Origin of the sequence: Paraburkholderia sp. GAS38, from assembly GCF_050434965.1 — a bacterium.
Classification (GTDB): Bacteria; Pseudomonadota; Gammaproteobacteria; order Burkholderiales; family Burkholderiaceae; genus Paraburkholderia; species Paraburkholderia phenazinium_A.
The window spans coordinates 294,785-319,452 of record NZ_JBNDJO010000003.1 but is presented as its reverse complement, the minus strand read 5'-3'; the positions used below and the strand labels follow the sequence as shown (position 1 = coordinate 319,452).

At 63.5% G+C, this 24,668-nt stretch carries 22 protein-coding genes; 16 read left to right on the top strand and 6 right to left on the bottom strand.

Annotated elements, in window-relative coordinates; translation table 11 throughout:
- Positions 1-71: 71 nt before the first annotated feature.
- From P3T42_RS09000 to P3T42_RS08980, 5 genes are read left to right on the top strand one after another with little or no spacing between them, the layout of a single operon-like run.
- Complete coding sequence (locus tag P3T42_RS09000) at positions 72-821, top strand: FkbM family methyltransferase (protein WP_429305791.1); 750 nt, start codon at positions 72-74, stop codon at positions 819-821.
- Complete coding sequence (locus P3T42_RS08995) at positions 822-1,820, top strand: phosphotransferase enzyme family protein (protein WP_429305790.1); 999 nt, start codon at positions 822-824, stop codon at positions 1,818-1,820.
- On the top strand, positions 1,817-2,689 hold the full coding sequence (locus P3T42_RS08990; RefSeq protein WP_429305789.1) for a radical SAM protein: 873 nt from the start codon (positions 1,817-1,819) through the stop codon (positions 2,687-2,689). Before P3T42_RS08995 ends, P3T42_RS08990 begins: the two co-directional genes overlap by 4 nt.
- The gene (locus tag P3T42_RS08985) at positions 2,686-3,738 is read left to right on the top strand and encodes an asparagine synthase-related protein (protein WP_429305788.1); all 1,053 of its coding nucleotides are present in this window, start codon (positions 2,686-2,688) and stop codon (positions 3,736-3,738) included. Before P3T42_RS08990 ends, P3T42_RS08985 begins: the two co-directional genes overlap by 4 nt.
- A 7-nt stretch (positions 3,739-3,745) precedes the next feature.
- A complete protein-coding gene (locus P3T42_RS08980; RefSeq protein WP_429305787.1) occupies positions 3,746-4,951 on the top strand; it encodes a glycosyltransferase in 1,206 nt (401 codons plus the stop codon).
- On the opposite strand, the gene P3T42_RS08975 is transcribed toward P3T42_RS08980, so the two are convergent.
- On the bottom strand, positions 4,908-5,597 hold the full coding sequence (locus P3T42_RS08975; RefSeq protein ID WP_429305786.1) for a cephalosporin hydroxylase family protein: 690 nt from the start codon (positions 5,595-5,597) through the stop codon (positions 4,908-4,910). The genes P3T42_RS08980 and P3T42_RS08975 overlap by 44 nt on opposite strands.
- On the opposite strand from P3T42_RS08975, the gene P3T42_RS08970 reads away from it, so the two are divergent.
- Positions 5,572-6,579 carry a phosphotransferase family protein gene (locus P3T42_RS08970; RefSeq protein ID WP_429305785.1) on the top strand — a complete coding sequence of 336 codons (1,008 nt, stop codon included), beginning with the start codon at positions 5,572-5,574 and terminating at the stop codon, positions 6,577-6,579. The genes P3T42_RS08975 and P3T42_RS08970 overlap by 26 nt on opposite strands.
- Here P3T42_RS08970 and P3T42_RS08965 read toward each other — a convergent pair.
- Positions 6,553-7,173, bottom strand: coding sequence for a polysaccharide deacetylase family protein (locus tag P3T42_RS08965; RefSeq protein ID WP_429305784.1), 621 nt, complete (start codon positions 7,171-7,173; stop codon positions 6,553-6,555). The two genes, P3T42_RS08970 and P3T42_RS08965, sit on opposite strands and share 27 nt — an antisense overlap.
- 6 nt (positions 7,174-7,179) lie before the next feature.
- Between P3T42_RS08965 and P3T42_RS08960 the strand changes: the two genes are divergently transcribed.
- On the top strand, positions 7,180-7,329 hold the full coding sequence (locus tag P3T42_RS08960; RefSeq protein WP_253190009.1) for a hypothetical protein: 150 nt from the start codon (positions 7,180-7,182) through the stop codon (positions 7,327-7,329).
- A 119-nt stretch (positions 7,330-7,448) separates the two neighbouring features.
- Here P3T42_RS08960 and P3T42_RS08955 read toward each other — a convergent pair whose 3' ends face one another.
- The 3 genes from P3T42_RS08955 to aepX are packed head-to-tail and all read right to left on the bottom strand — an operon-like array spanning position 7,449 to position 11,391.
- On the bottom strand, positions 7,449-8,516 hold the full coding sequence (locus tag P3T42_RS08955; protein WP_429305967.1) for a 2-aminoethylphosphonate aminotransferase: 1,068 nt from the start codon (positions 8,514-8,516) through the stop codon (positions 7,449-7,451).
- A gap of 2 nt (positions 8,517-8,518) precedes the next feature.
- Positions 8,519-9,691 (bottom strand): phosphonopyruvate decarboxylase, encoded by a 1,173-nt coding sequence (gene aepY, locus P3T42_RS08950; RefSeq protein ID WP_429305783.1) that lies wholly within the window; start codon positions 9,689-9,691, stop codon positions 8,519-8,521.
- Entirely contained in the window at positions 9,688-11,391 is a 1,704-nt protein-coding gene (aepX, locus tag P3T42_RS08945) for a phosphoenolpyruvate mutase (RefSeq protein ID WP_429305782.1), read from the bottom strand. The genes aepY and aepX overlap by 4 nt, the downstream gene beginning before the upstream one ends.
- Here aepX and P3T42_RS08940 point away from each other — a divergent pair.
- The 3 genes from P3T42_RS08940 to P3T42_RS08930 all read left to right on the top strand — a co-directional run bounded on the left by P3T42_RS08940 (position 11,293) and on the right by P3T42_RS08930 (position 16,263).
- Positions 11,293-11,823, top strand: coding sequence for a hypothetical protein (locus P3T42_RS08940; RefSeq protein WP_429305974.1), 531 nt, complete (start codon positions 11,293-11,295; stop codon positions 11,821-11,823). The genes aepX and P3T42_RS08940 overlap by 99 nt on opposite strands.
- A gap of 684 nt (positions 11,824-12,507) precedes the next feature.
- Positions 12,508-14,049 (top strand): methyl-accepting chemotaxis protein, encoded by a 1,542-nt coding sequence (locus P3T42_RS08935; RefSeq protein WP_074297104.1) that lies wholly within the window; start codon positions 12,508-12,510, stop codon positions 14,047-14,049.
- A 441-nt stretch (positions 14,050-14,490) separates the two neighbouring features.
- Positions 14,491-16,263 carry a peptidoglycan D,D-transpeptidase FtsI family protein gene (locus tag P3T42_RS08930; RefSeq protein WP_429305966.1) on the top strand — a complete coding sequence of 591 codons (1,773 nt, stop codon included), beginning with the start codon at positions 14,491-14,493 and terminating at the stop codon, positions 16,261-16,263.
- 6 nt (positions 16,264-16,269) lie between these two features.
- On the opposite strand, the gene P3T42_RS08925 is transcribed toward P3T42_RS08930, so the two are convergent.
- Complete coding sequence (locus tag P3T42_RS08925) at positions 16,270-17,211, bottom strand: LysR substrate-binding domain-containing protein (RefSeq protein ID WP_074294501.1); 942 nt, start codon at positions 17,209-17,211, stop codon at positions 16,270-16,272.
- Positions 17,212-17,364: 153 nt separating this feature from the next.
- Between P3T42_RS08925 and P3T42_RS08920 the strand changes: the two genes are divergently transcribed.
- The 6 genes from P3T42_RS08920 to P3T42_RS08895 all read left to right on the top strand — a co-directional run bounded on the left by P3T42_RS08920 (position 17,365) and on the right by P3T42_RS08895 (position 24,653).
- Positions 17,365-18,444, top strand: coding sequence for a Rieske 2Fe-2S domain-containing protein (locus P3T42_RS08920; protein WP_429305781.1), 1,080 nt, complete (start codon positions 17,365-17,367; stop codon positions 18,442-18,444).
- Positions 18,444-19,547: a DUF2817 domain-containing protein gene (locus P3T42_RS08915; RefSeq protein WP_074294499.1), complete on the top strand. Its 1,104-nt coding sequence runs from the start codon at positions 18,444-18,446 to the stop codon at positions 19,545-19,547. Before P3T42_RS08920 ends, P3T42_RS08915 begins: the two co-directional genes overlap by 1 nt.
- A gap of 87 nt (positions 19,548-19,634) precedes the next feature.
- Positions 19,635-20,408, top strand: a complete 774-nt coding sequence (locus P3T42_RS08910) for an ABC transporter substrate-binding protein (protein WP_429305780.1) — start codon at positions 19,635-19,637, stop codon at positions 20,406-20,408.
- A 461-nt stretch (positions 20,409-20,869) separates the two neighbouring features.
- Complete coding sequence (locus P3T42_RS08905; RefSeq protein ID WP_429305779.1) at positions 20,870-22,504, top strand: DUF3300 domain-containing protein; 1,635 nt, start codon at positions 20,870-20,872, stop codon at positions 22,502-22,504.
- 104 nt (positions 22,505-22,608) lie between these two features.
- Positions 22,609-23,283: a response regulator transcription factor gene (locus P3T42_RS08900; protein ID WP_074294496.1), complete on the top strand. Its 675-nt coding sequence runs from the start codon at positions 22,609-22,611 to the stop codon at positions 23,281-23,283.
- Positions 23,280-24,653, top strand: coding sequence for a sensor histidine kinase (locus P3T42_RS08895; RefSeq protein WP_429305778.1), 1,374 nt, complete (start codon positions 23,280-23,282; stop codon positions 24,651-24,653). Before P3T42_RS08900 ends, P3T42_RS08895 begins: the two co-directional genes overlap by 4 nt.
- The last annotated feature ends 15 nt before the right edge of the window (positions 24,654-24,668 follow it).

Sequence of the window (24,668 nt, the reverse complement as noted above, 5' to 3'; positions counted from 1 at the left end):
AGGTCGTGACTGCAGTGGATTTCGGGTACATTACCCTTCGATCAAAAACTCTCTTTGCCGCGCAACCAGCCATGCAGGACTCCGCTGTCCCACTCGACCTGTCGGGTCTCGCTCAAAGCCTGTACGCCCAGGGCAGCGAAGAACCCATTCTCGCGCGCCTGATGGAGCGGATTGCGCCGACCAACCGCTTCTGCGTGGACATCGGCGCGAGCGACGGCATGCGCAACAGCAACACCGCGTTACTGCTGCGTGAAGGCGGATGGCAAGGGCTGCTGGTCGAAGGCAGCGACTACCGTTACGGCAAACTCAAGGCGAACTACGGCAGTGCCGATGGTGTCCAGCTTCGCCATGAACGCGTCCAGCCGGACAGCGTGGACCGATTGCTCGTCGATGCAGGCGTGCCTGAAGCGTTCGATCTGCTGTCGATCGATATCGACGGCAACGATTACTGGGTCTGGCAGGGCATCGAAGCCTTCCAGCCGCGCATCGTGGTCGTCGAATACAACCCGTACTACGCGCCGCCCGAGCGCTGGGTCATGTGCTTCAACCCCGAGCACGAATGGGACGGCTCGACCTATTACGGAGCCAGCCTGGAATCGCTGCATCATCTCGCCAAACGCAAAGGCTACGAACTGGTGTGTTGCGACGACATGGGCAATAACGCCTTCTTCGTCCGCCGCGATCTGTATCCGCTCCTCGGCATCGCCCGCAACGATCCCTCAGTGCTGTTCCGTCCGGCGATGTACAAGCTGCGCTATGTCGGCCACAACACGTTCCTGAGCGGCCATCCGTATCGCTACGGCCCTGCCGAGCAGATCTGAATGGACCAGCCACCCCGCGCCACCTTCGACGCGATCTGCGAGTCCTATGCGCTGAAGCAAAGCGGGCCCGCGCGCCGCATCAGCGAGCGCGTCTGGCATCTGCCGACCGAAAGCGGCGACCTCGCCGTCAAGCTCTACACCGTCGAGCAGCACACGCGAGCGCACAAGGAAGCCGCCGTCCTCGCGCATCTGGCGACGCATGGCGACGCGCGCTTTCGCGTCCAGGCGCTGCAACGTACGGCAGCGGGCGAACCGGCATGGACCGGCTTCGACGGTCAGGCGATGCTCACACGCTGGGAAACCGGGCAATTCCGCACTTACAACACCTTCACGCCGTCCGAGTGGCGCGCGCTCGGTGCGAGCCTCGCGGCCTTGCATCTGAGCCTCGACCGGCTGACGCTGCCGGCGCTCGACACGATTCGCGCGCGCCTCACTGCCATCGACGCCGACGACATCCGCCGCAGCCTGCTAGACGCCCTCGACCGCATGCCGCCCGAGGGCGACGCGGCGCTGTTACGCACGTATGTCGATGCGTGCCTGCGCATGCTCGACGCGCACTACCCCGGCAGCATCGACGCCTTTCCCGCCGACGATCCGCAGCATCCGATCCACAACGACTATAACCAGTTCAACTATCTGTTCGACGGCGCCCTGCCGCCGGTCATCCTCGACTGGGAAGCGGCAATCGGTGCGCCGCGCGAATTCGAAGTGGTGCGTTGTCTTAATCATCTGCCGCTGGAAGCGCCAGAGCTCGCCGTGGCGTTCGTACGCGCCTATCTGCAAGTCCGGCCGCTGCAGCCCGACCGGATCGCGTGGGCCGTCGATGCCGCCTGTCTGCAGCACGCCCTCAAGCGCTGGGTCGTGCAAGGCTGGCTGAACGATCCACCGCGCTTCGCCTCGCATCTGCACGGCGCGATGAAGATGGTCTCGACGATGCTCGGCGCGCGCGGCCGCCTGATCGATTTCTTTTCCCGTTGTCTGGACGCAGGACGCCCATGAACCTGAACGCTCCCGTGAGCACGACGTCGCCCGATGGACGAACGCATGTCTTTCCACCGCCCATGGACCGTCACTATCGCGTGTCCGCAGGACGCGTAGAGACGCGTTCGCTGGAGGCGCACATCGTCGATCACTGCAATCTGACCTGCGCCGAATGCTGTTCGCTGTCGCCGCTGCTGCCCACGTGGTATGCGACGCCCGAGTCGGTTGTCGACGACCTGCGCAAGGCCGTCAAGGTGCTGAATCCGCGCGTCTTCAAGCTGGTGGGCGGCGAACCGCTGCTGCATCCGCAACTCGTCGACGTGATCCGGGGCGTGCGCACGACAGGTATCGCGCCGGTGGTCTCCATCACGACCAATGGCCTGAAACTCGGCGACATGACGGACGATTTCTGGCAAGCGGTCGATGCGCTGACCATCTCGCGCTATCCGAAGCCGTCGCTCGCGCCCGCTCTGATCGCGCACATCGAAGCCCAGGCAGCACGCTTCGACGTGCGTCTGAACTGGAAGATACAGGACGCGTTCTCGAGCATGACCCGCACGCAGCCATCCGATGACATCGCCGAGGCAAAGCGCATCTATCACGACTGCTGGATTCGCGAACGATGTCACATGATCCGGGACGGCATGTTTTATACCTGTACGCGCCCGGCGCATTTTCAGACCTTGTACCAGGGCGAGCGCAACTTTCGCTCCGACGGTCTGCCGCTGCGCGACGACGCCGGCATGCTCGATGCGCTGCTAGCCTATCTGCAACGCGAAGCGCCGCTCGAAGCCTGCATGCATTGCTACGGCGGCAGTGCGCCGCAGGCGCCCCACCGCATCATGCGGCGCATTGAAGTGGACGCCTTGAAGGCGCGCTATCCATGATAGTCGGCGCGCGAGATCTCTTCGGCTTCCAGCGCCTGCTCTACCATCCGCGCAGCGGCACGTGGGCGCCCAGCATCCGGCAAGTACTCCTGGCATCGGGGCATGCCGCCGGCGAACCCGACGTGGCCGCTATCGCCGGCTATCTAAGCGGCGCTCGCCCCGTCGCACGCACGGTGTTGCGCGACGTGCTGGCCGTTCCGCCCGGCCATGCCCTGCTCCAGTCGCCGCTCGGCCTCGAAGTACGCGACGCATTCAACCAACCGGTCTCCAGCGATCTGGAGACCGTGCTGCGCGATTCGCTGCAACGTGCGCTCGAAAGCGGCAAGCGCGTCGCACTCGCCTTGAGCGGCGGTCTCGACTCCGCGCTTCTGCTTGCACTGCTGCGCGAACTCGGCGCACAGCGGCACGTGACCTCGTACATTCTGGCAACCGGCATGCCCGACTATTGCGAGGAGGACGCCGCGCTCGAACTGGCGACGCAGATGCAGGCCAACGTGAAGATCGTGCGGGTGAGCGAAGCCGACTTCGTTGCCGCGCTGCCCAGGGCGACGCACATTGTCGAAGAACCGATGTTCAACCTGCACCCGGTCGCGAAGCTGCTATTGGCCGAAGCGATGGCCGAGGACGGCATCGAACTCGCCATTACCGGCGACGGCGCCGACCAGGTGCTGCGCCGCGATCAGTCCGCCAACTATCTGCCGCTATGCAACGCGTTGTTCGGGGCGGCGTCGGTTAGCCTGTGTCCGCCGTTTGTGGACCCGAACGTCGTCGCGCATCTGACCAGCATTCCACCCGATCCGAACAAGCAGTGTCTGCGCGAACTCGGCGGACGTTTGCACCTGCCGGAGCGGCTGGTGCACGGTCCGAAGCGTGGCCGGCTGGCGCCTGCGATGGACCTCGGCGAGTGGCTCGAGCGCGACCGCATCCGCGCCCTGGCCGACTCGCTCGAGCTGCCCGCTCCCACGCTCGAAGCCGACACGGAACGCGTGCTGTGGACGACCTTGACACTCACCCTGGACCACCTGGGCGCGATCACGCGCCCACTATAAAACGACCATGAAACGTATCCTGTTCTGCGTGGTGCCCGAAAAGGGACACGTCAACCCGTGCATCGGCCCCGCCCAGCATCTGCAGGCGGCGGACTGCGAAGTCGCGTTCTACGCCCCCGCCGACATCAGCGCACAACTCGATGCTGCGGGCGCCTTCGCTTTTCTCGGACCGCGCGAAACACCCGAGCGCCACGATCTGTCGCGCGGTGCGAGTTTCGCCGCGAACATTCGCGACGCCGCGTGGCTGCGACGCTGGATTCACACGCTGCTGATCGAACAGACGCCCGCGCAGGTGGACGGCCTGCGCGCAATCTTGCGGCAGTGGCGACCCGACGTGGTGGTGATCGATCCGCTGCTCTACGCATCGGCTATCGCCGCGGAGCTGGAGGGCTTGCCGTGGGTCGCGATGTCGAACTCGCTGAATCCGGTGCTGCCGGATTCGCTCGACTCGGAACTGCTCAGCACGGTGCGATGGCTCGCGCCGGAACGCGACCGCCTGTTCGCACGCTATGGAATCGAAGCGCGCTTTCGCTGCTGCGACGTGCTCTCGCCGCACCTGACGCTCGCCTTCACCACCGAGGATCTCGTCGGCGAGCCGCCGCAAGGCGTCGAGCTGGTCGGTCCCGCGCTGCCGGCCGGCCCGCGCGGCGACGAGCCGCCTTTTCCGTGGGAACGCATCGACGCGTCGCGTCCACTCGTCTATATGTCGCTGGGCAGCCAGTTGTACTACCAGCCGGAGCTGTTTGCGAAAGTCATCGAGGCGACGCGCGCCACCTCCGCGCAGCTCGTGCTGTCCGTCGGCGAACTGATCGACACCGACCTGCTGCCGGCTGCGGACGAGCGGGTCATCGCCGTACGCTACGCGCCGCAACTGGCCCTGCTGCGGCGCTCGCACGCGTTCATCAACCACGGCGGCGCCAACTCGGTGATGGAAGCGCTGGCATGCGGCGTCCCCATGCTGCTGTCGCCGTTCTGCAACGACCAGTTCCATTCCGCGTGGTTCGTCGAACGGGCCGGCGCGGGACGTTGCCTCGATCTGGAGCAGGCAACGGTGCAGGATATCGCCACCGCGCTCGGCGATCTGCTACGCCCGGGTCCGCTGCGCGAGCGAGCCGCGCAGATCGCAGCGAGCTACCAGCGCGACGGCTCGGCGCAGGCTGCGCGCCTGGTCATCGAACTCGCTTCAGGAAGCCGCCCGGCGACAGCGTCATGAGCACGCGGTCTTCGATATCGCCGTCGACTTCGAAGCGCGTGTCGCGAGCGAGGAAAGCCTGCGCGGCGGTGGCGGGGTTGTTGCCCCTTCCGTAAGGCTTGCCATGAAACATCCGCTCCGGCAGGTATTCCATGATGGTGTCCATGACGATCACGTAGCTGCCAGGCGTCGCGAGTCCCGCGTAGCATTCCAGCTCGCGCAGGACGTGCTCGTGCGTGTGCGTGAGGTCGAGAATCACCATCACGGAGGCGCAGCCGTCGATCTGTTCGCGGACCGACGCCAGCGTCGCGGCCGAGCACGATTCGCCTTCGATCAGCACCATGCGATGCGCCAGCCGGTTCGATTGCAGACGCGCCTTGACCTCGTCGCGCAGGCGCGGCTCGATGGCGACGACGCGGCCCGCGTTGCCCGTCAGTTCCAGCATCGATGCGGAGAACACGACGCCACCGCCCGCCGCGATGCCCGTTTGCACGATGCAGTCGGGGCGTTCGCGCCAGATCAGTTCCTGGATCGCGAGCATGTCGCCTGGCAGATGAAAGAAGCGCTCACCCAGCCAGCGCGTATGGAACAGATGGTCGAACTCGGCTGCGCGCGTAAGCCATTCGATATTGATGTCCCGCATGCGGGACGAAATTCGCTCGGACATGATCGATGCAATGATGAATGACGTGGAAAGACTCGAACTGCTGCTGATGAAGCACTGGGACATCCGGCCGACGCGGATTCAGGCGCTATCGACGGGCCATACTAACAAAACCTATCGCATCGACTGCGGCTCGCGCGCTGCCGTGCTGCGCGTCTCATGGCCCGGCAAATCCGCGGAACAGGTCCAGCGCGAAGCGTCGATGCTGGATCGTCTCGGCTCGTCGCCGCGACTGCCCACGCTGCCGCGGTTTCAATCGACCGTGAACGCACAGCCGTACGCGCAAGCCGACGACGGAAGCTGGTTGCATCTGTTCGAGCACATTGACGGCACGCCCGGTCTGCCTGACGGGGCGGAGTCAGCCATCGCCGACGCGATGCATACGCTCGCCCATCTGCATGCGGCGATGGCGACGATCTCCGCGAACGCGTCCGATCCGCTCGCGTGGCTCAACGAGCGCTACGCACGCGTTTCTTCACGACCGGCGCCGCCTTTGCCCGCGATCCTTCCGGAGCACTACGATGGGGTGCTGCGGCGTATCGGCATGCATCTGGCAGCGGCGGCTGCGTGGATTCGCGGACCGGCGCGCTGGCTGCACGGCGACTATCACGCCGGCAACCTGCTGTTCGCCAATGACACGGTGACGGGTGTGCTCGATTTCGACGACGTCGGGCAAGGCGCGCACTGGCTGGAAGCCGCCTTTGCACTATTCGCACTCTCGCGCGACGCGACCGATGAAGACCGTTTCACTTTCGACGTCCGGCATTGGGATACGGGCCTGCGTGCCTACGCCGCACTGCAGCCTGACGACGAGGCATCTGAGCTGATACGCCTGAAACGCGACGCGCTCGTGGACCTGTTCTGCGCGGACCAGTTGTTGATCCATCTGGAAGCCGCCCAGCGCGGCCTCTGGATGCCAGGTCCCGGCATGGGCTTCCTGGCCTGCTGGCGACAGTTACTAGCCAGCCCCTCGCCCGTTCGCTAACGGGCCGGTCTGCCAGCCCGGATCGCTGAGCAGCAACCGCACTGCCTCGACGGTCGCGGGCCGCGCTTCCGCGAAGCGTGAACCGTCGTGCAGGCAAAACAGCACATCCTGCCCTAGCGCCATCCTGTCCGCGATATGCCGACGCATGCTCTCCGCGAGCGCATGGGGCGGCGGCGGCGGCCGACACCAGTCGTCAAGGATGGCCGTCCATCCCGTGTGGCTGCGCTTCAGGCGCGTCAGCACGTCGCTGCGCACATCCTGCGGTTCCAGACCATAAGGAAGCCGTAACGGAATCGAGGCCGGCTCCGGCACGCCCGCGAGCCGATAGGCCTCGCGGATCAGCGCATCGGTTCGCTCGATTTCATCGCTCAACACGGCATCCGACACCGCACCCGGCCGGCCATGCGAATACGTGTGATTACCCAGCACGTGTCCTTCGCGGACCGCGCGGGTTGCCACGTCCATCGCCTGCGCCAGTTTGCTTCCCAGCACGAAGAACAGCGCCTGACATGCGCTCGCGCGCAATACGTCCAGCAGTGCAGGTGTCGACGGTCCTGGACCGTCGTCAAAACTCAATCGCGTTGATGGGTGCATGTGGGTATGACCGTGGTCGAACTGGCGCAAGCCATCGAGCGGGATGGCTTTGACGGCATCTGGCTGACGGACTTCGATATGTGCGGCGTGGAGACCGCACGGGCTTCAGTTTCCTCGTTTCCCTTGTTCGAATGCGCGTTCGCCCTAGTCGCTTGACCTATAGCAAGGTCAGCGAGCATTCGCTTTCCTAACTAAAGGAAAGAACGGCAAGACCCCGCGCAATCGGAGGCCTTCCGTTGCGCGGGACATCCGTTTGGAGTTAGCGGCAGCGCGGTTTACCGCGTCAACTCGCTAAACCCTTGCAGCAACCGCTCCACATCCGCCGGATGAATGTTGCCCATCGTCGAGATCCGGAACAGCTCCGCCGACAGCCCACCCTGCCCCGCATAAATCACGAAGCCGCGCGCCTTCAGCGCATCGTGCAGTTGCACATAGCTGATACCCGCCGGCAAGCGATAAGCCCGCAATACCACCGACGACTGCTGCGGCGGCAACGCGCTCTCGATACCGCGCTCGGCCAGACCCGCGCGCGCCTGCTCCGCGAGCGCCGCATAGCGCGCGTGACGCGCGGTCCAACCGCCTTCGTCGGCCAGTTCGCGCAACGCCTCGACAAGCGCGTAGTAAGCATGCACCGAGGGTGTGAACGGCGTATTGCGCTGATCCTGCAGCTTCGCCAGACGGCCCAGGTCCAGATAGTAGGTCCGGCTCGCCGCCTGCTTCAGCGCCTCGCGCCGCACCACCACAAACGATGCACCCGGCACGCCATGCAGACACTTGTTGGCGGTCGCCGCCACGGCAGCAATGCTGCTGTCGGCGAAGTCGATCGCCTCGGCCGCAAAGCTGCTGACGCCGTCCACCAGCAGACGCACGCCGCGCGCGCGGCACACCGCCGCCAGCGACCGCAGATCGTTCAGGCGGCCGGTGGTGGTCTCATGATGAATCACCGCCACATGCGTAAAGCCCTCGCCGGCATCGAGTCGTGCGGCGATCCGCTCGAGATCGGGGCCCTGCATCCAGTCGTGCTTCAGCGCTTCGTGCGCGATGCGGTACTGCCTGGCAATCTGCGTAATGCGCTCGCCGTACACACCGTTCTCGATCACCAGCAGCTTGCCGTTCTCCGGCACAAGGCCGGCAATCATGCTTTCGACCGCGGCCGTACCCGAACCGGTCATCAGCACGGCTTGCCATTCGGCGGGGTCGAGCTTGTAGATGTCCAGCAGACGCGTGCGCGCTTCTTCCTGCAGATCGAAGAACTCGCTTTCGCGATGGCACAGGTCAGGTTGCAGCAGACTCTGCCGCACGCGCTCCGTCAACGTCACCGGACCGGGATTGAGCAGCAGCATCATTAGGCTCCTTGAGCGGTGCCGATGTGGCGCATCAGACGCGTCTTCACATCCGGCGGGGTAATGGTGGGACGCGGCAAACCGTCGGGCGTGCCGCGGCGAATCGCAAGGCGCACGAAACGCGGGCCGTCGAGCTTGGGCGACGTGAGCACTTCGTCGAGCGTGGCGAGGTCGTCGCCTTCGACTGCCGACGCGTAACCGCAAGCCGCCGCGACGCCGGCAAACGACACCTGGGCGGACACCGTGGCCTGGCCGCCGGTCGAATCGTGCGCGCCGTTGTCGAGCAGCACGTGCGTCAGATTGGCCGGGCCGTACGCGCCGATCGTCGCGAACGCGCCCATGCGCATCAGCGCGGCGCCGTCACCGTCGATGGCGACCACATGCAGGTCCGGACGCGTGAGCGCGAGACCCAGTGCGAACGGCGTGAGGCAACCCATCGAGCCGACCATGTACAACTGGTTCGAACGGTCGTCGAGCGCATACAGTTCACGGCCGCAAAAGCCGGTGGATGCGAGCACCACCGTCGACTCCGGCGGCGTGTGCGCGATCACGCGCTGCAACGCAGCCTGACGCGTCGGCAGCGCATCCGTCGCCACCCCGTGCCACTGCGTTTGCGGCACGCACGGCGTGCGGCGCGCGCCGCTCGCGCCCTGCTTCAACTCATACGGCGCCACGCTGCCCTTCTGCATCACCAGCGCGTACGGACGGCCGGTCTCGTCCATGTGGGCGATTGCGCGGTCGAGCGCCGGGCCGATGGCGTCGGCTTCGGTCGGGAAGGTCTCCCACGGAATTTCCATGGTGTCGAGCATCGCGGGCGTAACCGGGCCCATCAGCGCATGCTGCGGCTCGTCGGCGACGCCGGGCTGGCCGCGCCACGTGACGATCAGCAGTTGCGGCAGACGGAACGTCCACGTCAGCGACGTGAGTGGGCTCACCGCATTGCCGAGGCCGGAGTTCTGCATCATCGTGACGCCGCGACGGCCGTTCTGCGCGCCGAGCGTGACGCCGGCGATCAGCGCGACTGCGTCGCCCTCATTCGCTGCGGAAACGTAATGCAGCGATGGATCCTGCAGCACGTAGTTGATGAACGGCGTCAGGTACGAGCAGGGCACCCCGGCATACCAGTCGAAGCCACGCTCGCGCGCCGCTTCGACAAACTGTGCAGCCTCGATCATTGCGCCTCTCCGCCGGCGGCGCCCGTTGCGAGCGGCGCTTGGGCGTGGGCGAAATCGCCGGCACGACGGAAGTCTTCCAGATCGTTGACGCCGCGCCAGTGGCCGTGCACGTATTGCACTTCGATCGCTTCACCGGCTTCGATCAGTGCGTTGAGCAGCGCGGGCATATCGAGCTTGTCGAAATCGGGGCGCGCGCGCAACGTGGTCAGCACGGCGTGCAGACGCTCACGGCCTTCGCCGCGCACGTTCAGCAGACCGACCCAGCGGCCGTCCGGCAGCTTGGCTTCGCTCGAATCCGCGTCCTGCAGTTCGCTCGACACGCGCTTGAGCAGTACCTTGTTGCCGAACAGGCCACGATCGTCGGGCGACGAGCACCATGCGAAGTCGCGCACGCTCTTGTTGACCGGCTCGGTCAGCGACGAATCGACCACGACGCTGAACGGCGCTTCGCTTTCGACCAGATCGCGCACGATGTAGCTGCGGAACAGCAGGTCGCCGTAGGAGATGACCGTGTCCGACTTGAGGGCGTCGACGGCGCAGGCGAGCGAGGCCAGTTCGCCGGTTTCCGCGTGGCGTTCGTTGACGACCAGCTTGATGCCGGCGGTTTCGATGGCGTCGGCGCGATAGCCGCCGACCACGGTGATGTCGTTGACGCCCTGCTTCTTGAACGCGTCGACGAGCCAGCGCAGCAGCGGCTTGCCGGCGATCGGCAGCATGACCTTGGGACGATCCGCCGTCACGGCTTCCAGACCGACCCCGCGGCTGGCGGCGAGCACGACGGCGGAAGCCGAGGCGCGCGAAGCCGACAGGTAGCGGTCTTCGGCTTCCGAGTACTCATCGGCGTCTTGCAGACGGAAGATTTCGTTGACGGAGGCGATGCGGTCTTCGACGTCGACGAGCGTTTCGCTGGCGTGAATTTCCCTGGCGACGGCCTGCATGGCCGAAGTTGAGGCGCGGATCAGATGGTTTGCCCAGATGACGGTGCTGATGCCGGCTTCGCGGAACACTTCGGTGGGGGTGCTGTAGTACTTGGTCGGCACGATGACGAGCGGACCGCGGCCGGCCCATTCGCGGGCGAACTCGAGGATTTCGTCGGGACGCGACAGCTTGCTGTGAATCAGGATCGCGTCGGCGCCGGCCTGGCGATAGGCTTCGGCGCGACGCAGGGCTTCGTCCATCCCCCAGCCGGCGATGAGCGCTTCGACGCGTGCGACGATGGAGAAGTCTTCGTCGTTTTGGGAGTCTTTACCGGCTTTGATCTTGCCGCAGAACTCGTCCATTTCGGCGAGCGGCTGACGTTCGCCGTTGATGAAGCTGTTGGTCTTGGGGAACTGCTTGTCTTCGATGCAGACGCCGGCGATGCCGCGCTGTTCTAGCTTGCGGACGAGGCGGCGGACGTTATTGAAGTTACCGTAGCCGGTATCGCCATCCAGGAGGATGGGGAGATCGCTGGCATCGGCCATGAATTCGAGGTTATCGACGACCTGGGTCCAGCTTGCTTCGTTGTTGTCGCGCACGCCGAACTGGGCGGAGATGGCGAGCCCGGAACCCCAGATGGCCTTGAAGCCGGCTTCGCGGACGATGCGAGCGGAGAGGCCGTTATGGGCTTCCATCATGAATTCGAGCTGGGTGCTGGTGAGCATCTGGCGCAGACGGCTGCTGCGGGAGGCGGCGATAAAGGCGGGTTCGCGGGCGTTCATAGGGGTGGGTTCTCCTGCTTGTCGGGGTGCTGGCTGCTTGTTTGCTGTTTGGTTGCCGGTTGGGGCTCTTTTATTGCCTTCGGCGGTTTGGGGAGATGCACACTTTTCATGGGCGTGTCACTCTCCTATGCACCTCTCCTGCCGGCGAAAAAAGTGACTATAACGGATGCGGTTGGTTTTTGCTTTTTTGCTCTCTTTTTATGGCGATTTTTGGTGAAATGTGGGGTTTTTTGTTGTTCACTATCTGGCTTTTTTGCTTTTTCTGGTTTTTATTATTTTATGGGTTTTATTCTGTTTTGCTTTTGGGTTTTTTATTTTTTTGTTTTGGTTGTTTTACTAGAATTTTGGCCTTTCCTTGTATTCTTAGTGGTCTATTGGCGTCGCCCCTGTGCGGGGCAGCACTTACTTTCTTTGCCGCCGCAAAGAAAGTAAGCAAAGAAAGCGGGCTCACCCCGCCAGCTTTTAGATGTCCACCACTCAAAATAACCCGAAGTGGTCCGAGACAAGACCGTCTATCGCACCACCCGCATTAGTGACAAAGGGCTCATCCACCCCACTCCACACTCCGTGCGTCGCGGATGGGTTTGCATGGGAAACCGGTGGAGTTGCATTATCTCCGGCCTTCGCCGAACCCGTTATGCCGGGCGGCGGGGCGCGTAGCGCAACGCTGGAACGGATGACTACTTTGTCACCGGCACGTGTGGTGCGAGAGAGCGTCTCGTTTTGGGCCGTTCCCAGTAGCAGACCTAGATGGCTCACTACGAGCTAGCGGTTGCAGCCCGCTTTCTTTGCTTACTTTCTTTGCGGCGGCAAAGAAAGTAAGTGCCGCCCCGCACAGGGGCAACGCCAATAGACCACTAAGAATACAAGGAAAGGCCAAAATTCTAGTAAAACAACCAAAGAGCAAACCCACCCCAGAAGAAAACCAAAAAAAGCAATAAATCAGACAAATGAAAAAAAGGCGAAAAACTAGGGTTCCCCCCTACTACGCAACAAACCCACCGAAGCCGTTAAACAGCACAGGCACCTGCTGCACCCCAGCGCCGCAGGCGAAAAAAAGCAGCCACAGAAAACCGACCAAACCCAACCCCAGATGGAACCCGCGCAATGCACACCATGACCTTGAACAGAAAACTCGGGTCGATGATCGTCGTGTTATGGATCGGCCTGATCCTGATCGGCGGCTTCGGCGCGTGGCAGAACCGCGCCTCCATGATCGCCGAGCGCCGTGATCAACTCACCGCCGTCGTCCAGGAATCCGTCAGCGTCATCAACCACTACTACACGCTCTCCCAGCAACACACCCTCAGCGAACCCGACGCCCAGAAACAGGCGCTCGCCGCCCTCGCCTCCGTCCGCTACGGCAAAGACGGCTACGTCTCCGTCAACGACTCCCAGCCAGTCGTGCTGATGCACCCCATCAAGCCCGAACTCGACGGCAAAAACATGGCCCAGTTCTCCGACCCGGCCGGCAATCATCTGTATGTCAACATCGTCAACGCCGGTAACCACGACGGCGGCGGCTTCGTCCAGTACATGTGGGCCAAACCCGGCCACGATCAGCCCGTCGACAAAACCAGCTTCTCATTGCGCTTCGCCCCCTGGGACTGGTACGTCGTCAGCGGCATGTACATGGACGACGTCCAGCAAACCTTCTACGCCAATCTGGTCCTGTGGCTCATCATCACCGCCATCCTCGGCGGCATCGCCACCCTCGTCATGATCCTCGTGTTGCGTAGCGTGCGCCGCAGCCTCGGCGGCGATCTCGAAGTCGCCGTCGTCGCCGCCCAACGCATGGCAAGCGGCAACCTCGCCGTCGGCGTGCCAGTCCATCAGCGCGACACCGGCAGTCTGCTGCACGCCCTGCACACGATGCAGGCCGGCCTCGTCGAAACCGTCTCGCGCGTGCGCACCGGCACCGAAAACATCAATGTGGGCGCCACCGAAATCGCCGCCGGCAACACCGATCTCTCGCAACGCACCGAAGAACAGGCCGCCGCGCTCGTTCAAACCGCGTCGAGCATGGATCAGATGACCGTCAACGTGAAGCAGAACGCCGAAAGCGCCACCCAGGCCGCGCAGCTCGCCGGTCAGGCCGCCGACGTCGCCACGCGCGGCAGCCGCGTCGTCGACGACGTGGTCCGCACCATGGGCGAAATCACCCATAGCTCGCGCCAGATCGGCGACATCATCGGCGTAATCGACGGCATCGCCTTCCAGACCAACATCCTCGCGCTCAACGCAGCCGTCGAAGCCGCCCGCGCCGGCGAACAGGGCCGCGGCTTCGCCGTCGTCGCCGCGGAAGTGCGCAGCCTCGCGCAACGCTCCGCCACCGCCGCCAAGGAAATCAAGGCGCTCATCGAAACCTCGACGCACACCGTCGAAGCCGGTGCGTCGCTCGTGGCCAACGCTGGTTCTACGATGGGCGAGATCGTGCAGTCGGTGCGTCGCGTGAACGAAATTCTCGAGGAAATCAGCCACGCCTCGCGTGAACAGAGCGCGGGCATCGAACAGGTCAACCGCGCGGTGGGCGAGATGGATCAGGTCACGCAGCAAAACGCCGCGCTCGTCGAACAAGCCGCCGCCGCCGCGCATTCGCTGAAAGACCAGGTGGGTGTGTTGCGCGAAGCCATCTCGAGTTTCGCGCTGCCGGCCTGAACGCCTGGCTCCAGGACGCGCACCGTCCTTGAAAAGAGGGCGCCCGGGAGGCACGTCATTGCGAAGTGCTTGCTGGTCGGGCGCCCCTAAACACGCCGCGTCGGAGAAGACGCATTAATCGAACGAAGCAGCCGCACGGATTTTTCAGTCCGCGCGGCTTTTTCTTTTGGCGTGCCGCACACACGTCACGCGCGCCTTGCATAGGCCTCGCATCTATATTACGTTCTTATTACAATCATGGCTTCGCGGTCCGCTTGCCGGCCGCGCGGTTGCACCAGCAGCTCAAGGTCTTCACCGCCGCCAATACAGGCGGCGCACACTAACCCGGCCCATGCCCAGCGCATGAGCCGCCGTACAAGGAGCACGCTCGAGCAGCGTCGCAACGCCTGGCCGGTTGAGCCTCGATGGCGCCGTCCGGGTTCGCTGCCCGTATCCGTATTCATGATCCAGCAGAAAAAATCGCAGCCGCACGACCCGTACGCGACGCTCGCCCAACACCCTGCCCTCGCGTCGCGTCTGCCGATGTGGCGTTCGAGATTCGTCATCCTGCTGGTGTTCGCGGCCTTTGGGACGCTGGCGGCGCGTGCCTTCTGGATCCAGGTGGTCAATCAGGACTTCTATGTCGTGCAGGGGCAGAAGCGCTACCAGCGCACCATCGAGCTCGGCGCCACCCGCGGCGGGATTGTCGACCGCAACGGTTCGATGCTCGCGGTCAGCCTCGCCACGTACGAGATCTGGGCCACGCCGAAGCTGCTCGACGAGGCCAGCTTCGCACCGCTCGCCAAACTGCTCGAGTTGCCGCTCGCGGAGTTGCGCCGGCGTCTGGCGGGCGACAAGGCGTTCGTGCTGCTCAAGCGCCAGGTGGATGCGGACACGGCCAGCCAGCTCGACAAACTCGGGCTGGCGGGTATCACGCAGATCGCCGATTCGAAGCGCTTCTATCCGGAAGGCGAGTCGGCGGCGCACGTGGTCGGCTTCACGGATATCGAGGACCAGGGCCAGGAAGGCGTCGAGCTCGCCGCCGACCGGCAGTTGAACGGCGCAGCCGGCCAGCGCGAAGTGATCCGCGATCGCCTGGGCCGCGCGGTGTCGGACACGCGGCCGCTCGTGCCGGCCCTGAACGGCGCGACGATCCACCTGACCATCGACCGTCGCATCCAGCAGCTCGCCTACGCGCAATTGAAGACCGCGATCGAGAAACACAGCGCGGAGGCCGGCAGCGTGGTCGTGCTGGATGCGCGCAACGGCGAGATCCTCGCGCTCGCCAACTACCCGAGCTTCGATCCGAACGACCGCACGCGTCTAAGCGGCCGGCAGTTGCGCAACCGCGCGGTGGTCGATACGTTCGAGCCGGGCTCGACGATCAAGCCCGTGGTGGTGGCCTTGTCGATGGACAAGGGTAAGGCCGGGCCGCAAACGCTCATCGACACTTCTCCAGGCTGGTACAAGATCGGACCGGCTGTGATTCACGACACCTCGAATCACGGCGTGATGACCGTGGCCGAAGCGGTCCAGAAGTCGAGCAACATCGCGCTGGCGAAACTCGCGCTGAACCTGCCGGCCGAGACGATCTGGAACAAGTACCAGGAGTACGGACTGGGGCGCCGGCCGGAGCTGACGTTCCCCGGCGCCGCGGCGGGCAAGGTGCGGCCGTTCAAGCGCTGGCGGCCGATCGAGCAGGCTACGATGGCTTATGGTTATGGGCTGTCGGCATCTCTGCTGCAACTCGCACAGGTGTACACCGCGTACGCCGGCGACGGCACGCTACATCCGGCGCGCTTGCTGTTGACGGACGGCGTGGATCATCAGGGCGGAATTCAGGCAGGTATCCTGAATGACGGGGGCGATGCGCCGCTCGTCGCCGGTGCCGAGCGCGCGGTGACGACGCCGGCTACCGCGCGTGCGATCCGCGAGATGCTGGAAATGGCTACGGGACCGGGCGGCACTGGGCGGGCGGCGGCGGTCGAAGGGTATCGGGTTGGCGGCAAGACCGGAACCGCGCGCAAGCAGATCGGTGTGTCGTATGCGAAGAACCGCTATCGCGCGCTGTTTGTGGGCATGGCGCCCATGAGCGATCCACGTTTGATCGTCGCCGTCATGATCGACGATCCGGCTGGACGGGCGTTTTATGGCGGTACGGTGGCCGGGCCGGTGTTTGGTGCGGTGGCGGGTGGTGCGTTGCAGTTGTTGGGGGTGTTGCCGGATGCGGCATAACGCCTGTCACGCGCGACCTGCCAACAGATCGATATCGCGCTGCTGTTCCCTTGCCCTCGCGAGCAACCAGCGCTGAAAGGCGCGGCACTGCGGGCGATCGAACGTACTTTCGCTCCAGGTAAGAAGGTACGGCGACGGCAACGGAATGGTCGAAACAACGGGCATCGAGAGCCTTCCCGCGGCCAGATCGTCTGCGACCATCGAGCACTGGGCGAGCACGAAACCATGGCCGTCGATCGCGGCCTGAATCGCGACACTCGAAAGGGAATGCACCTGATGCGGCTCGCGCAGCGTCGCTGTCTCGACACCGTTCGCGGCGAACCAGTCACGCCACGACGGCGGCGAAGCGAACTTTGGCAGCCAGTCAACCGCGATCAACTCAAACGCCGCGAGATCAGCCGGCTTAAGCGCAACTTTGCCCTTGCGCGGCAAGATCCGCGGGCTGCATACAGGCACGACGCTATCGCGGAACAGTTCGATAGAGGTGCCTGCGTCGTCGATACGATCCCCGTAGCTGATTCGAAAATCCATCTCATAGGCATCCGGCGACGGCTCCGCATGCGAGCCGTCCAGATAGACGCTGATGTCCGGATGCTCCTTTTGCCAGGCATTGATGCGCGGCGCAAGCCACTTCGATAGCAGCGAGGGCAAGGCGCTGATGTTGAGGCTGCGTACGTTTTTCGAGCGCTCGATGTCGTCCTGCGCGATGCGCAAAGTTTCGAGCGCCGCGAGACAACTCTCATGATATCGGCGGCCCGTCGCGGTCAAGCGCATCCGTTTCCCTTCTTTCGTCACGAGCTTCACGCCGAGCGCATTTTCGAGCAGCTTGATTTGCTGACTCACCGCGCCGGCGGAGATATCGAGTCGGCGCGCACTCTCGACAAGGCCGTCGCAACGGCCAAGTGTTTCGAAAATCTGGATCGCGCGAAGCGGTGCAAGCCTGTTCATATCGAGTTTGATCGATAAAGACGGTTTAGAAATTCTAAACTAAATCGTACTTTCTAACTGCTGTTCTTTTCTATTTTGACTTTCTACAGTCGATGCAAAGGTTGCGTGGGGTCACGCGCAGGCCCGCTGGCAATGCAAACAGAGGAAGCAGCGATGTTCGTCAGAAACGCGTGGTACGTTGCGGCGCGCAGCGCCGAAGTCCAGCAGAGCCTCATGCCGTTGAAACTGCTCGGCGAACAGGTCGTGCTATTTCGCACGCCGGATGGGGTCGTGGCCGCGCTCGAAGACGCGTGTCCGCATCGCAAGCTGCCGTTGTCGATGGGTCGATTGCTTGGCGATCGAATCGAATGCGGATATCACGGCCTGACCTTCGACTGCGCCGGTGCATGCGTACGCGCGCCGGCCCTGGCTCGCATTCCACGGGCGGCACAGGTACGCAGCTATCCCATCGAAGAGCGCTATGGTCTCGTCTGGATCTGGATGGGCGAGGCCAAAGCCGCCGATACGGCCCAGATTTTCGATGTTCCCGAGTGGGGCGATCCGGCATGGGGCTTGAACGAAGGCGACGCGATGACGGTAGCCTGCAACTATCTCTACGTGACGGACAACCTGCTTGATCCGTCGCACGTCGCGTGGGTGCATCCGGGTTCGTTCGGCAACGCCGCGTGTGAAGCCGAGCCCTTGAAAACCGTTGCAAGCGATGTCGGCGTGACCGTCTCGCGCTGGATGCGCGATGTCGACGTCGCACCGTTCTATGCGAAGTTCGTCAAATTCTCGGGACGCTGCGACCGCAAGCAGCACTACGAGGTCCGGTTTCCTTCACACGCGATCATCAAGGCAGTCTTCACGCCGGCGGGTACAGGCGCCGACGACGGCGCGCAGCACGATCACGTGTTCCTGATGAATTCATACAATTTCATGACGCCGATCGACGAATCGCATACGCGCTACTTCTGGTTTCAGATGCGCAATTTCGACCAGCAAAACGAAGCCGTGTCGCAACAGTTCAACGAGGACGTGCGCCACGCATTCGACGAGGACCGCGTCATCCTTGAAGCCGTGCATGAAGGCATGTCAAACCGGCGCACGCCGAATCTCGACCTTGGAATCGACGCCGGACCACTCAGGTTCCGTCGCGGTGTGCAGCGGCTAATCGATGCCGAGTATGCCGCGTTGGAACAGGCGCCGCTTGTGCGCGTGTCGCCCCCGGCAACGAAGACACAGGAGCGATAATGAGCGCAACTATTTTCGACACGCCGAGTTTCGCCAATCAGCGCGAGCGCTTTCTCGAGGCCGCTGCGAGCGTCAAGGCGACGCACGTCGTCTATCCTCACCCGCTGCAAGGACCACGCGGCGAGGCGCTGTCCACAGACGTCGCGATCGTCGGCTCCGCCGGCGCGCAAAAGCGCCTCGTGCTGCTGTCGGGAACCCACGGCGTCGAGGGTTATTACGGCTCCGACAGTCAGATCGCGTTACTCGATAATCTGCGGGACCACGCCTTACCGGAAGATACCTGTGTCGTGCTCGTGCACCTCGTCAACCCGTGGGGCACGGCGTGGCTGCGCCGGGTGAACGAAGACAACGCTGACGTCAACCGCAATTACATCGACTTTACTCACGCACCACCGGCGAACTCGGCATACGAAACGCTGCACGAAATCTATCTATGCCGCGATCTCGACGGACCGGCGCGTCGGCGTGCGGACGAGCAACTCGCCATGCACATGCGCCATCTCGGGGAAGCACGGGTGCGCAATATCATCGAAGCGGGACAGTACCGGCATCCGGACGGCGTCTTTTTTGGCGGCACGCAGCAGACATGGACGAACCGCACGGTGCGTCAGATCATGCAGGCACATGTTTCAGGTGCTCGCACTGCCATCGCCTTCGATCTGCACACCGGCGCGGGCGCGTACGGACATCCAATGCTGATGGCCATTGCCGAGCGCAAGGTGTCCGCGCACGACGCCGCGCAATCGCTGTATGGGCCCTGGCTGTACAGGATTCTCACCGCGGCGGACGCGTCGTCCGACAGCGGCGTCGCAGCGACGGCGACCGGTTATACCTCGCAGGCACTAATCGATCAGCTTCCCGAGGTGGATCTGATGCCGCTTGTGATCGAATGCGGCACCTACGACGGCGCGCGCGGACACACATTGCTGCGCGACGACCATTGGCTGCATCTGCACGGCGATCCTTTCGACGCGACGGGGCGGCGGATCAAGGCCGCGCTGCTGGAACACTACTATCCCGCCGATGCCGACTGGCGCGCCTTGATCGCGCTGCGCACGCGGCAGATCTGGCAGCGGGCACTCGACGCACTGACGAAGAGGTAGTCGGCGAAGACGTTCTTACGACACGGTTCTTTCACCCCACGCACCGGCGGCACACGTCCGCGGCGTAACACACGAACGGGAACGCATATGAAACGCATCATTGTGGGTGCCGTGCTGGCAATCGCCGCGCTGGCCACGCAGGCAAAGGATATGACGGAGTTACGCTTCGGCGTCGACCCGACCTATGCGCCGTTTGAGTCGAAATCGCCTTCAGGGCAACTCGTCGGCTTTGAGATCGACCTGGGCAACGAAATCTGTAGACGCTTGCAGATGCATTGCGTATGGGTTGAAACAGGCTTCGACGGCATCATTCCTGCTCTGCAAGGCAGAAAATTCGACGCAATCCTGTCGGCGATGTCGATTACGCCGAAGCGCGAAGAGCAGGTTGCATTCTCCCAGCCGCTCTTTAACACGCCGAGCCGTCTGATCGCCAAGGATGGCTCCGGTTTGCAGCCTACCGTTCAGTCGTTGCGGGGTAAGGCCGTTGGCGTCGCTCAGGGTTCGACACAGGAAGCGTACGCGAAGGCGAACTGGGCGACAGCGGGCATCAACGTCGTGTCGTACGCGAATCAGGAACAGGTATATCCGGATCTGCGCTCCGGTCGCCTCGATGCGACGTTCACGGATGTGCTTGCAGGCATCAACGGCTTTCTAAAGACACCGCAGGGCAGCGGCTACGGCTTTGCCGGTCAAAATGTTAGCGATCCGACAACACTCGGCAAAGGGGCGGGTATCGGCTTTCGCAAGGACGACGTTGCCCTGCGCCAGAAAATCGATCAGGCCATTGATTCGATGCTGAAAGACGGCACGTACCAGCGCATCGAGCAGAAGTACTTCGACATCGATATTCACGGAAGTTGATCGCAAGCCTGGATGCTCCTGCGTCCCGAATGCAGGAGCGCGCGAACATCCGGCGCCATCCCTCCGAGCGTCGACGAGCCTGGCTGGGTAGCTCGTCGTGAAACGGCAACTAGAAGACGCCACTGCGTTTCCGTGCTGGAAACATGCACGAGCGCATGAGTGACGCCCCCCATACCGAACCCACGATCCGGTATGGCACGCAATGTTCGCACAATCTACGGTCCGTAGAATCCGGATCGGCGTCGGACCTCCACCCTCAGACCCCACCTTTCTCCGCTTCGCGACCTGTCGTTCCCGGTACCGCCGGCGACGCGCGATAAGCGGCCTTACTCGCATCCGACCTCGAACGCTCGTGAGCATCGTTGCCGCGCCGTGCTGTCCGGGCGCGTCTCGACGCTATCGGCACGTTCGGCATGGGCCGGGCACCTGGCAACAATGCATACCGACAACGCAGAAAGACCATGAATGAAAACCACCGGCTCGCTCAAAGGCTCATCGCTTCGTCGCTGCTGCTGTCGCTGTTGGGCCTAAGTGCATGCGGGAAGAACCGTGAGGAACCCGGGCAGCCGGCCCCCGCCGACGCGTCCGCAACCGGTGCGGCGACCGCGGCGTCCATCGCCCAGGCGGCCTCTGCCACACCTGTCGCCTACACACCGCCTGGCGCAGATCAGCTCTACCAGATGGTTGCGCCGATCGCCCTCTTTCCGGACAAGCTCGTCGCACTGGTGCTGGCAGGTTCTACTTATCCGGACCAGATCGCCGCGGCAAACACGTGGCTTGCGCAGAATCCAAACCTCAAGGGGCAGGCGCTTGTCACGTCCGCCGACCAGCAGTCCTGGGATCCCTCGGTTAAAGCGCTGACGGCATTTCCCGCCGTGCTGTCACAGATGGCGACGAACATCGCATGGACCACGACGCTCGGACAGGCGTACTACAACGATCCGACTGATGTGCTGAACGCGATTCAGGTCATGCGCCAGCGTGCGCAGGCCTCCGGCAACCTGTGCACGACCGGCGAGATACGGGTCACACGCGCAAAACGGAGTTCGGCACCGGCAGACCAGACGCCGGCGCCGTCCGCCACTCCCGTGTACGAGGGGCCGGCTATCATCCCGCCGCCGCCCCAGACCATCGTGATCGCGCCGGCACAGCCGGATGTCGTCTATGTTCCCGTCTACAACCCTGCGGTCGTCTATGGCGCACCGGTCGCCGCCTATCCTGGGTACCTCTATCGTCCGCCGGTCTATGGGCCAGGCGCCGTGGTGACCGCAGGCGTGATCACGTTTGGCGTCGGCGTCGCGATCGGCGCAGTCTTCGGGCACGTAGGATGGGGTTGGCACGCCTGGGGCATGCACTGGGGTGGCTCGCCCCACGGTGCACGGGATGGATGGCAGCGTCCGGCGGTGGTCTATAACAACAATACCTACATCTCCCGGTCGACCACGGTGATCAACCGGATCAACAACACGCACATCAGCGACAACTACAACGGCACGGTAAGTCGCTCACTCGTGCGCAACGGCGCGCCGCAGCAGCCTGCGATGGCGCAAATGCACGCGCAGCAACCCGGCTTCGGCACACGTTCGTCCACGCCCATGACGATCCCGCGTTTCAGGCCGAACGACGCCCGTCCTGGCACACATTCGTCTCCGCAGTTCGTCCCCAACCATTCGAGCGCGGTGGCAATGGAACACACGCGGACATCAGTCACGCACGGCAACCCCGTGACGACTCAAACGCGATCTCAAGGACACCTTGAAGATTCAATGCAGGTCGAACATCAGCAGGTGCCACACCCCACGTCGCAATATGCGGAACACCTCGGACGCGAGCGGCAGGCCGAAGCACCTGACCACCCACCACAGCCGCAAGCCGTGCAGCATCGGGAAAACGCTGAACCCCATCTGCAGGCAGTTCACGAAGACGCGACACAGGTGCATCCGGCCGGACTGCGACAGGATGGGCAACACTTCACACACCCGCAGTCACAACAACAACCGCTGCGTACGCAGCCTCATCCCCCGGCACCCGCGCCGCATCCGTCTGCGCCCCGTCCTGAGGCGCATCATGGCGAGCCTCAACAACACCGTCCGTGATGAATCAGGCACGGAGCAACCTTGCTTTTGCATAGCGCGCCGGCCGGATCGACCAAGGTATACTGAACTGAACGCTTGCCCGTAAGCGTCACCACCATGAAATCATGCGCATCCTGCTGATCGAAGACGAACTGGAACTGGCTTCGGCAATTGAGAGCGCGCTAGGCAAGCGCAACATCGCTGTCGATTGCGTGTCCAGCCTGAGCGAGGCGCGCTATGCAATCCGCGAGTGTCAATACAAGGTGGTGCTGCTAGACCGGCTCTTGCCCGATGGCGACGGACTCACCGTCATCCCCGATCTGCGCGCGGCAGCGCCGGGCATTCCGGTGATCGTGTTGACCGCCGCAGGCGAAATTGCGGCGCGCGTCGAAGGGCTCGATGCCGGCGCCGACGACTACCTCGCCAAGCCATTTTCGATGGACGAGCTTACCGCTCGTCTGCGCGCTCTGGCGCGACGTGCGCCGACCATGCAGACACACAAAGTCAGCGTGGGCGCGCTCGAAATCGACCTCGTTTCGCTCACGGCCACCGTTCGTGGCGAGCCGCTCGGCTTGCGGCGGCGCGAACTGCTGGCACTGCAGGCCCTCGTTGAGCGAGCGGGCAAAACCGTCCAGCGTGACCAGTTGATCGCGCGTGTCTATGGCCTCGGCGAGGACATTCAATCGAACGCGCTGGACGCTCATATCTCCCGGCTGCGCAGCAAGCTTGCGCTGCATGACGCAGGGATCGAGATTCGGCCCGTCCGCGGCATTGGCTATCTGCTTTCCACCACTGAATGAGCTATCTCCGGAACCTGTCCATCTCTCAGCGCATTTCCTTATCGCTGGTCGGGACCCTGCTAACGGTTGCCATTGCATCGGGACTGCTGCTAGTTACCGATTTTCTGCACTGGGACGTCACCGGCTATGTGATGGATACTCGCCTCGATCACATCATCGTCGCAGCGGCGGCGCGCACATCCGACGGCCATCTCGCCCTGCAACACTCCGCGCAGCTCGACTCGCTCGAGCGTGCGGCGCCTGGCTTGTGGTTTATCGTGCGCGACCAGGAGGGCGAACAGGTCAGCGTCGGTCGCGTCTCCGCGCCTTGTGCATCCGCGGTCGCCTCGCTGCCTCGTATTTACAGCGCTGATATCACAGACAATAATCAGTACGACAACCTCTCGTGCAGAATCAAGACGATGCGTACCGATCTCGGCGAAGTACAGATCGCGTATGGCGGCGGCCCATTGATACCGGCGTGGAAAGGTGTCGGCCTCGCGGTGCTTCAATATCTTGAAGCACCGTTTTTTCTGCCCCTGCTGCTCGTCAATATCGTAACTATCCCGGTTGTCGTGGCATTGGCGTTGCGCAGACTGAAGGACGTCGTGCAACTCGCGCGCTATGTCGACATCGACCGTCGCGGCCTGCGCTTACCGGAGGAAGGCCTGCCACGCGAGATTGCGCCGCTTGTACGCGCGTTCAATGCGGCCCTCGAGCGCCTCGACGCCGGAAGGACCCAGCAGGACCGCTTCATTGCGAACGCGGCGCACGAACTGCGCACACCGGTCGCCGTCATCCGGGCACGTCTCGATGCGTTGGAGAGCGGGCCGCTGAAGGCAAAACTCGAGCAGGACGTAGAGCGTCTCAGTGAACTGAGCGACGCCCTACTCGACCTCCAGGCACTCAAAAGCACGACGCTGCGAATGGAAGTGCTGAATCTCGTCGCCTTGGTCCGCGACACTTTGGGCGATCTCGCGCCCGTTGTCCTGACCGCGGGACACGACGTCGAGTTCGTCTGCGACACCGAGCAACTCGACGTCTCAGGCGACGCCGCGTCGCTGAAGCGAGTCATCGTCAATCTCGTGCAGAACGCAATCAAACACGGCGGCAATGCAACGATGCTCACCGTCACCGTGAAAGCCGATGCCGCCTACGTTCTCATGGAGTTCGTCGACACCGGTCCAGGCATACCGCCTGCATGGCGAGACCAGATCTTCGAGTCCTTCTCGCGCTACACGCGCCATGGAGCCGGCGCCGGTCTCGGCCTGAGTATCGTGCGCGAGATCGCCACGATGCACGGTGGTCGTGCGAGTTATTTCGAACCGCCGACGCATGGCACGGGTATTCGCGTGAGCCTGCCGCGCATTGGAGCCACGGCAGACGCGTAGCGATGCGCAGACGTC

Excerpts from the sequence above, each read along its gene's own strand:
- P3T42_RS09000 (WP_429305791.1), top strand. The coding sequence starts at position 72 with ATGCAGGACTCCGCTGTCCCACTCGACCTGTCGGGTCTCGCTCAAAGC.
- P3T42_RS08980 (WP_429305787.1), top strand. The coding sequence starts at position 3,746 with ATGAAACGTATCCTGTTCTGCGTGGTGCCCGAAAAGGGACACGTCAAC.
- aepY (WP_429305783.1), bottom strand. The coding sequence starts at position 9,691 with ATGATCGAGGCTGCACAGTTTGTCGAAGCGGCGCGCGAGCGTGGCTTC.
- P3T42_RS08960 (WP_253190009.1), top strand. The coding sequence starts at position 7,180 with ATGACCGTGGTCGAACTGGCGCAAGCCATCGAGCGGGATGGCTTTGAC.
- P3T42_RS08955 (WP_429305967.1), bottom strand. The coding sequence starts at position 8,516 with ATGCTGCTGCTCAATCCCGGTCCGGTGACGTTGACGGAGCGCGTGCGG.
- P3T42_RS08915 (WP_074294499.1), top strand. The coding sequence starts at position 18,444 with ATGAGCGCAACTATTTTCGACACGCCGAGTTTCGCCAATCAGCGCGAG.
- P3T42_RS08905 (WP_429305779.1), top strand. The coding sequence starts at position 20,870 with ATGAATGAAAACCACCGGCTCGCTCAAAGGCTCATCGCTTCGTCGCTG.
- P3T42_RS08985 (WP_429305788.1), top strand. The coding sequence starts at position 2,686 with ATGATAGTCGGCGCGCGAGATCTCTTCGGCTTCCAGCGCCTGCTCTAC.
- P3T42_RS08925 (WP_074294501.1), bottom strand. The coding sequence starts at position 17,211 with ATGAACAGGCTTGCACCGCTTCGCGCGATCCAGATTTTCGAAACACTT.
- P3T42_RS08975 (WP_429305786.1), bottom strand. The coding sequence starts at position 5,597 with ATGTCCGAGCGAATTTCGTCCCGCATGCGGGACATCAATATCGAATGG.
- P3T42_RS08990 (WP_429305789.1), top strand. The coding sequence starts at position 1,817 with ATGAACCTGAACGCTCCCGTGAGCACGACGTCGCCCGATGGACGAACG.
- P3T42_RS08920 (WP_429305781.1), top strand. The coding sequence starts at position 17,365 with ATGTTCGTCAGAAACGCGTGGTACGTTGCGGCGCGCAGCGCCGAAGTC.
- P3T42_RS08935 (WP_074297104.1), top strand. The coding sequence starts at position 12,508 with ATGACCTTGAACAGAAAACTCGGGTCGATGATCGTCGTGTTATGGATC.
- P3T42_RS08900 (WP_074294496.1), top strand. The coding sequence starts at position 22,609 with ATGCGCATCCTGCTGATCGAAGACGAACTGGAACTGGCTTCGGCAATT.
- P3T42_RS08895 (WP_429305778.1), top strand. The coding sequence starts at position 23,280 with ATGAGCTATCTCCGGAACCTGTCCATCTCTCAGCGCATTTCCTTATCG.
- P3T42_RS08995 (WP_429305790.1), top strand. The coding sequence starts at position 822 with ATGGACCAGCCACCCCGCGCCACCTTCGACGCGATCTGCGAGTCCTAT.
- P3T42_RS08970 (WP_429305785.1), top strand. The coding sequence starts at position 5,572 with ATGCGGGACGAAATTCGCTCGGACATGATCGATGCAATGATGAATGAC.
- P3T42_RS08940 (WP_429305974.1), top strand. The coding sequence starts at position 11,293 with ATGGGCTTCCATCATGAATTCGAGCTGGGTGCTGGTGAGCATCTGGCG.
- aepX (WP_429305782.1), bottom strand. The coding sequence starts at position 11,391 with ATGAACGCCCGCGAACCCGCCTTTATCGCCGCCTCCCGCAGCAGCCGT.
- P3T42_RS08930 (WP_429305966.1), top strand. The coding sequence starts at position 14,491 with ATGATCCAGCAGAAAAAATCGCAGCCGCACGACCCGTACGCGACGCTC.
- P3T42_RS08910 (WP_429305780.1), top strand. The coding sequence starts at position 19,635 with ATGAAACGCATCATTGTGGGTGCCGTGCTGGCAATCGCCGCGCTGGCC.
- P3T42_RS08965 (WP_429305784.1), bottom strand. The coding sequence starts at position 7,173 with ATGCACCCATCAACGCGATTGAGTTTTGACGACGGTCCAGGACCGTCG.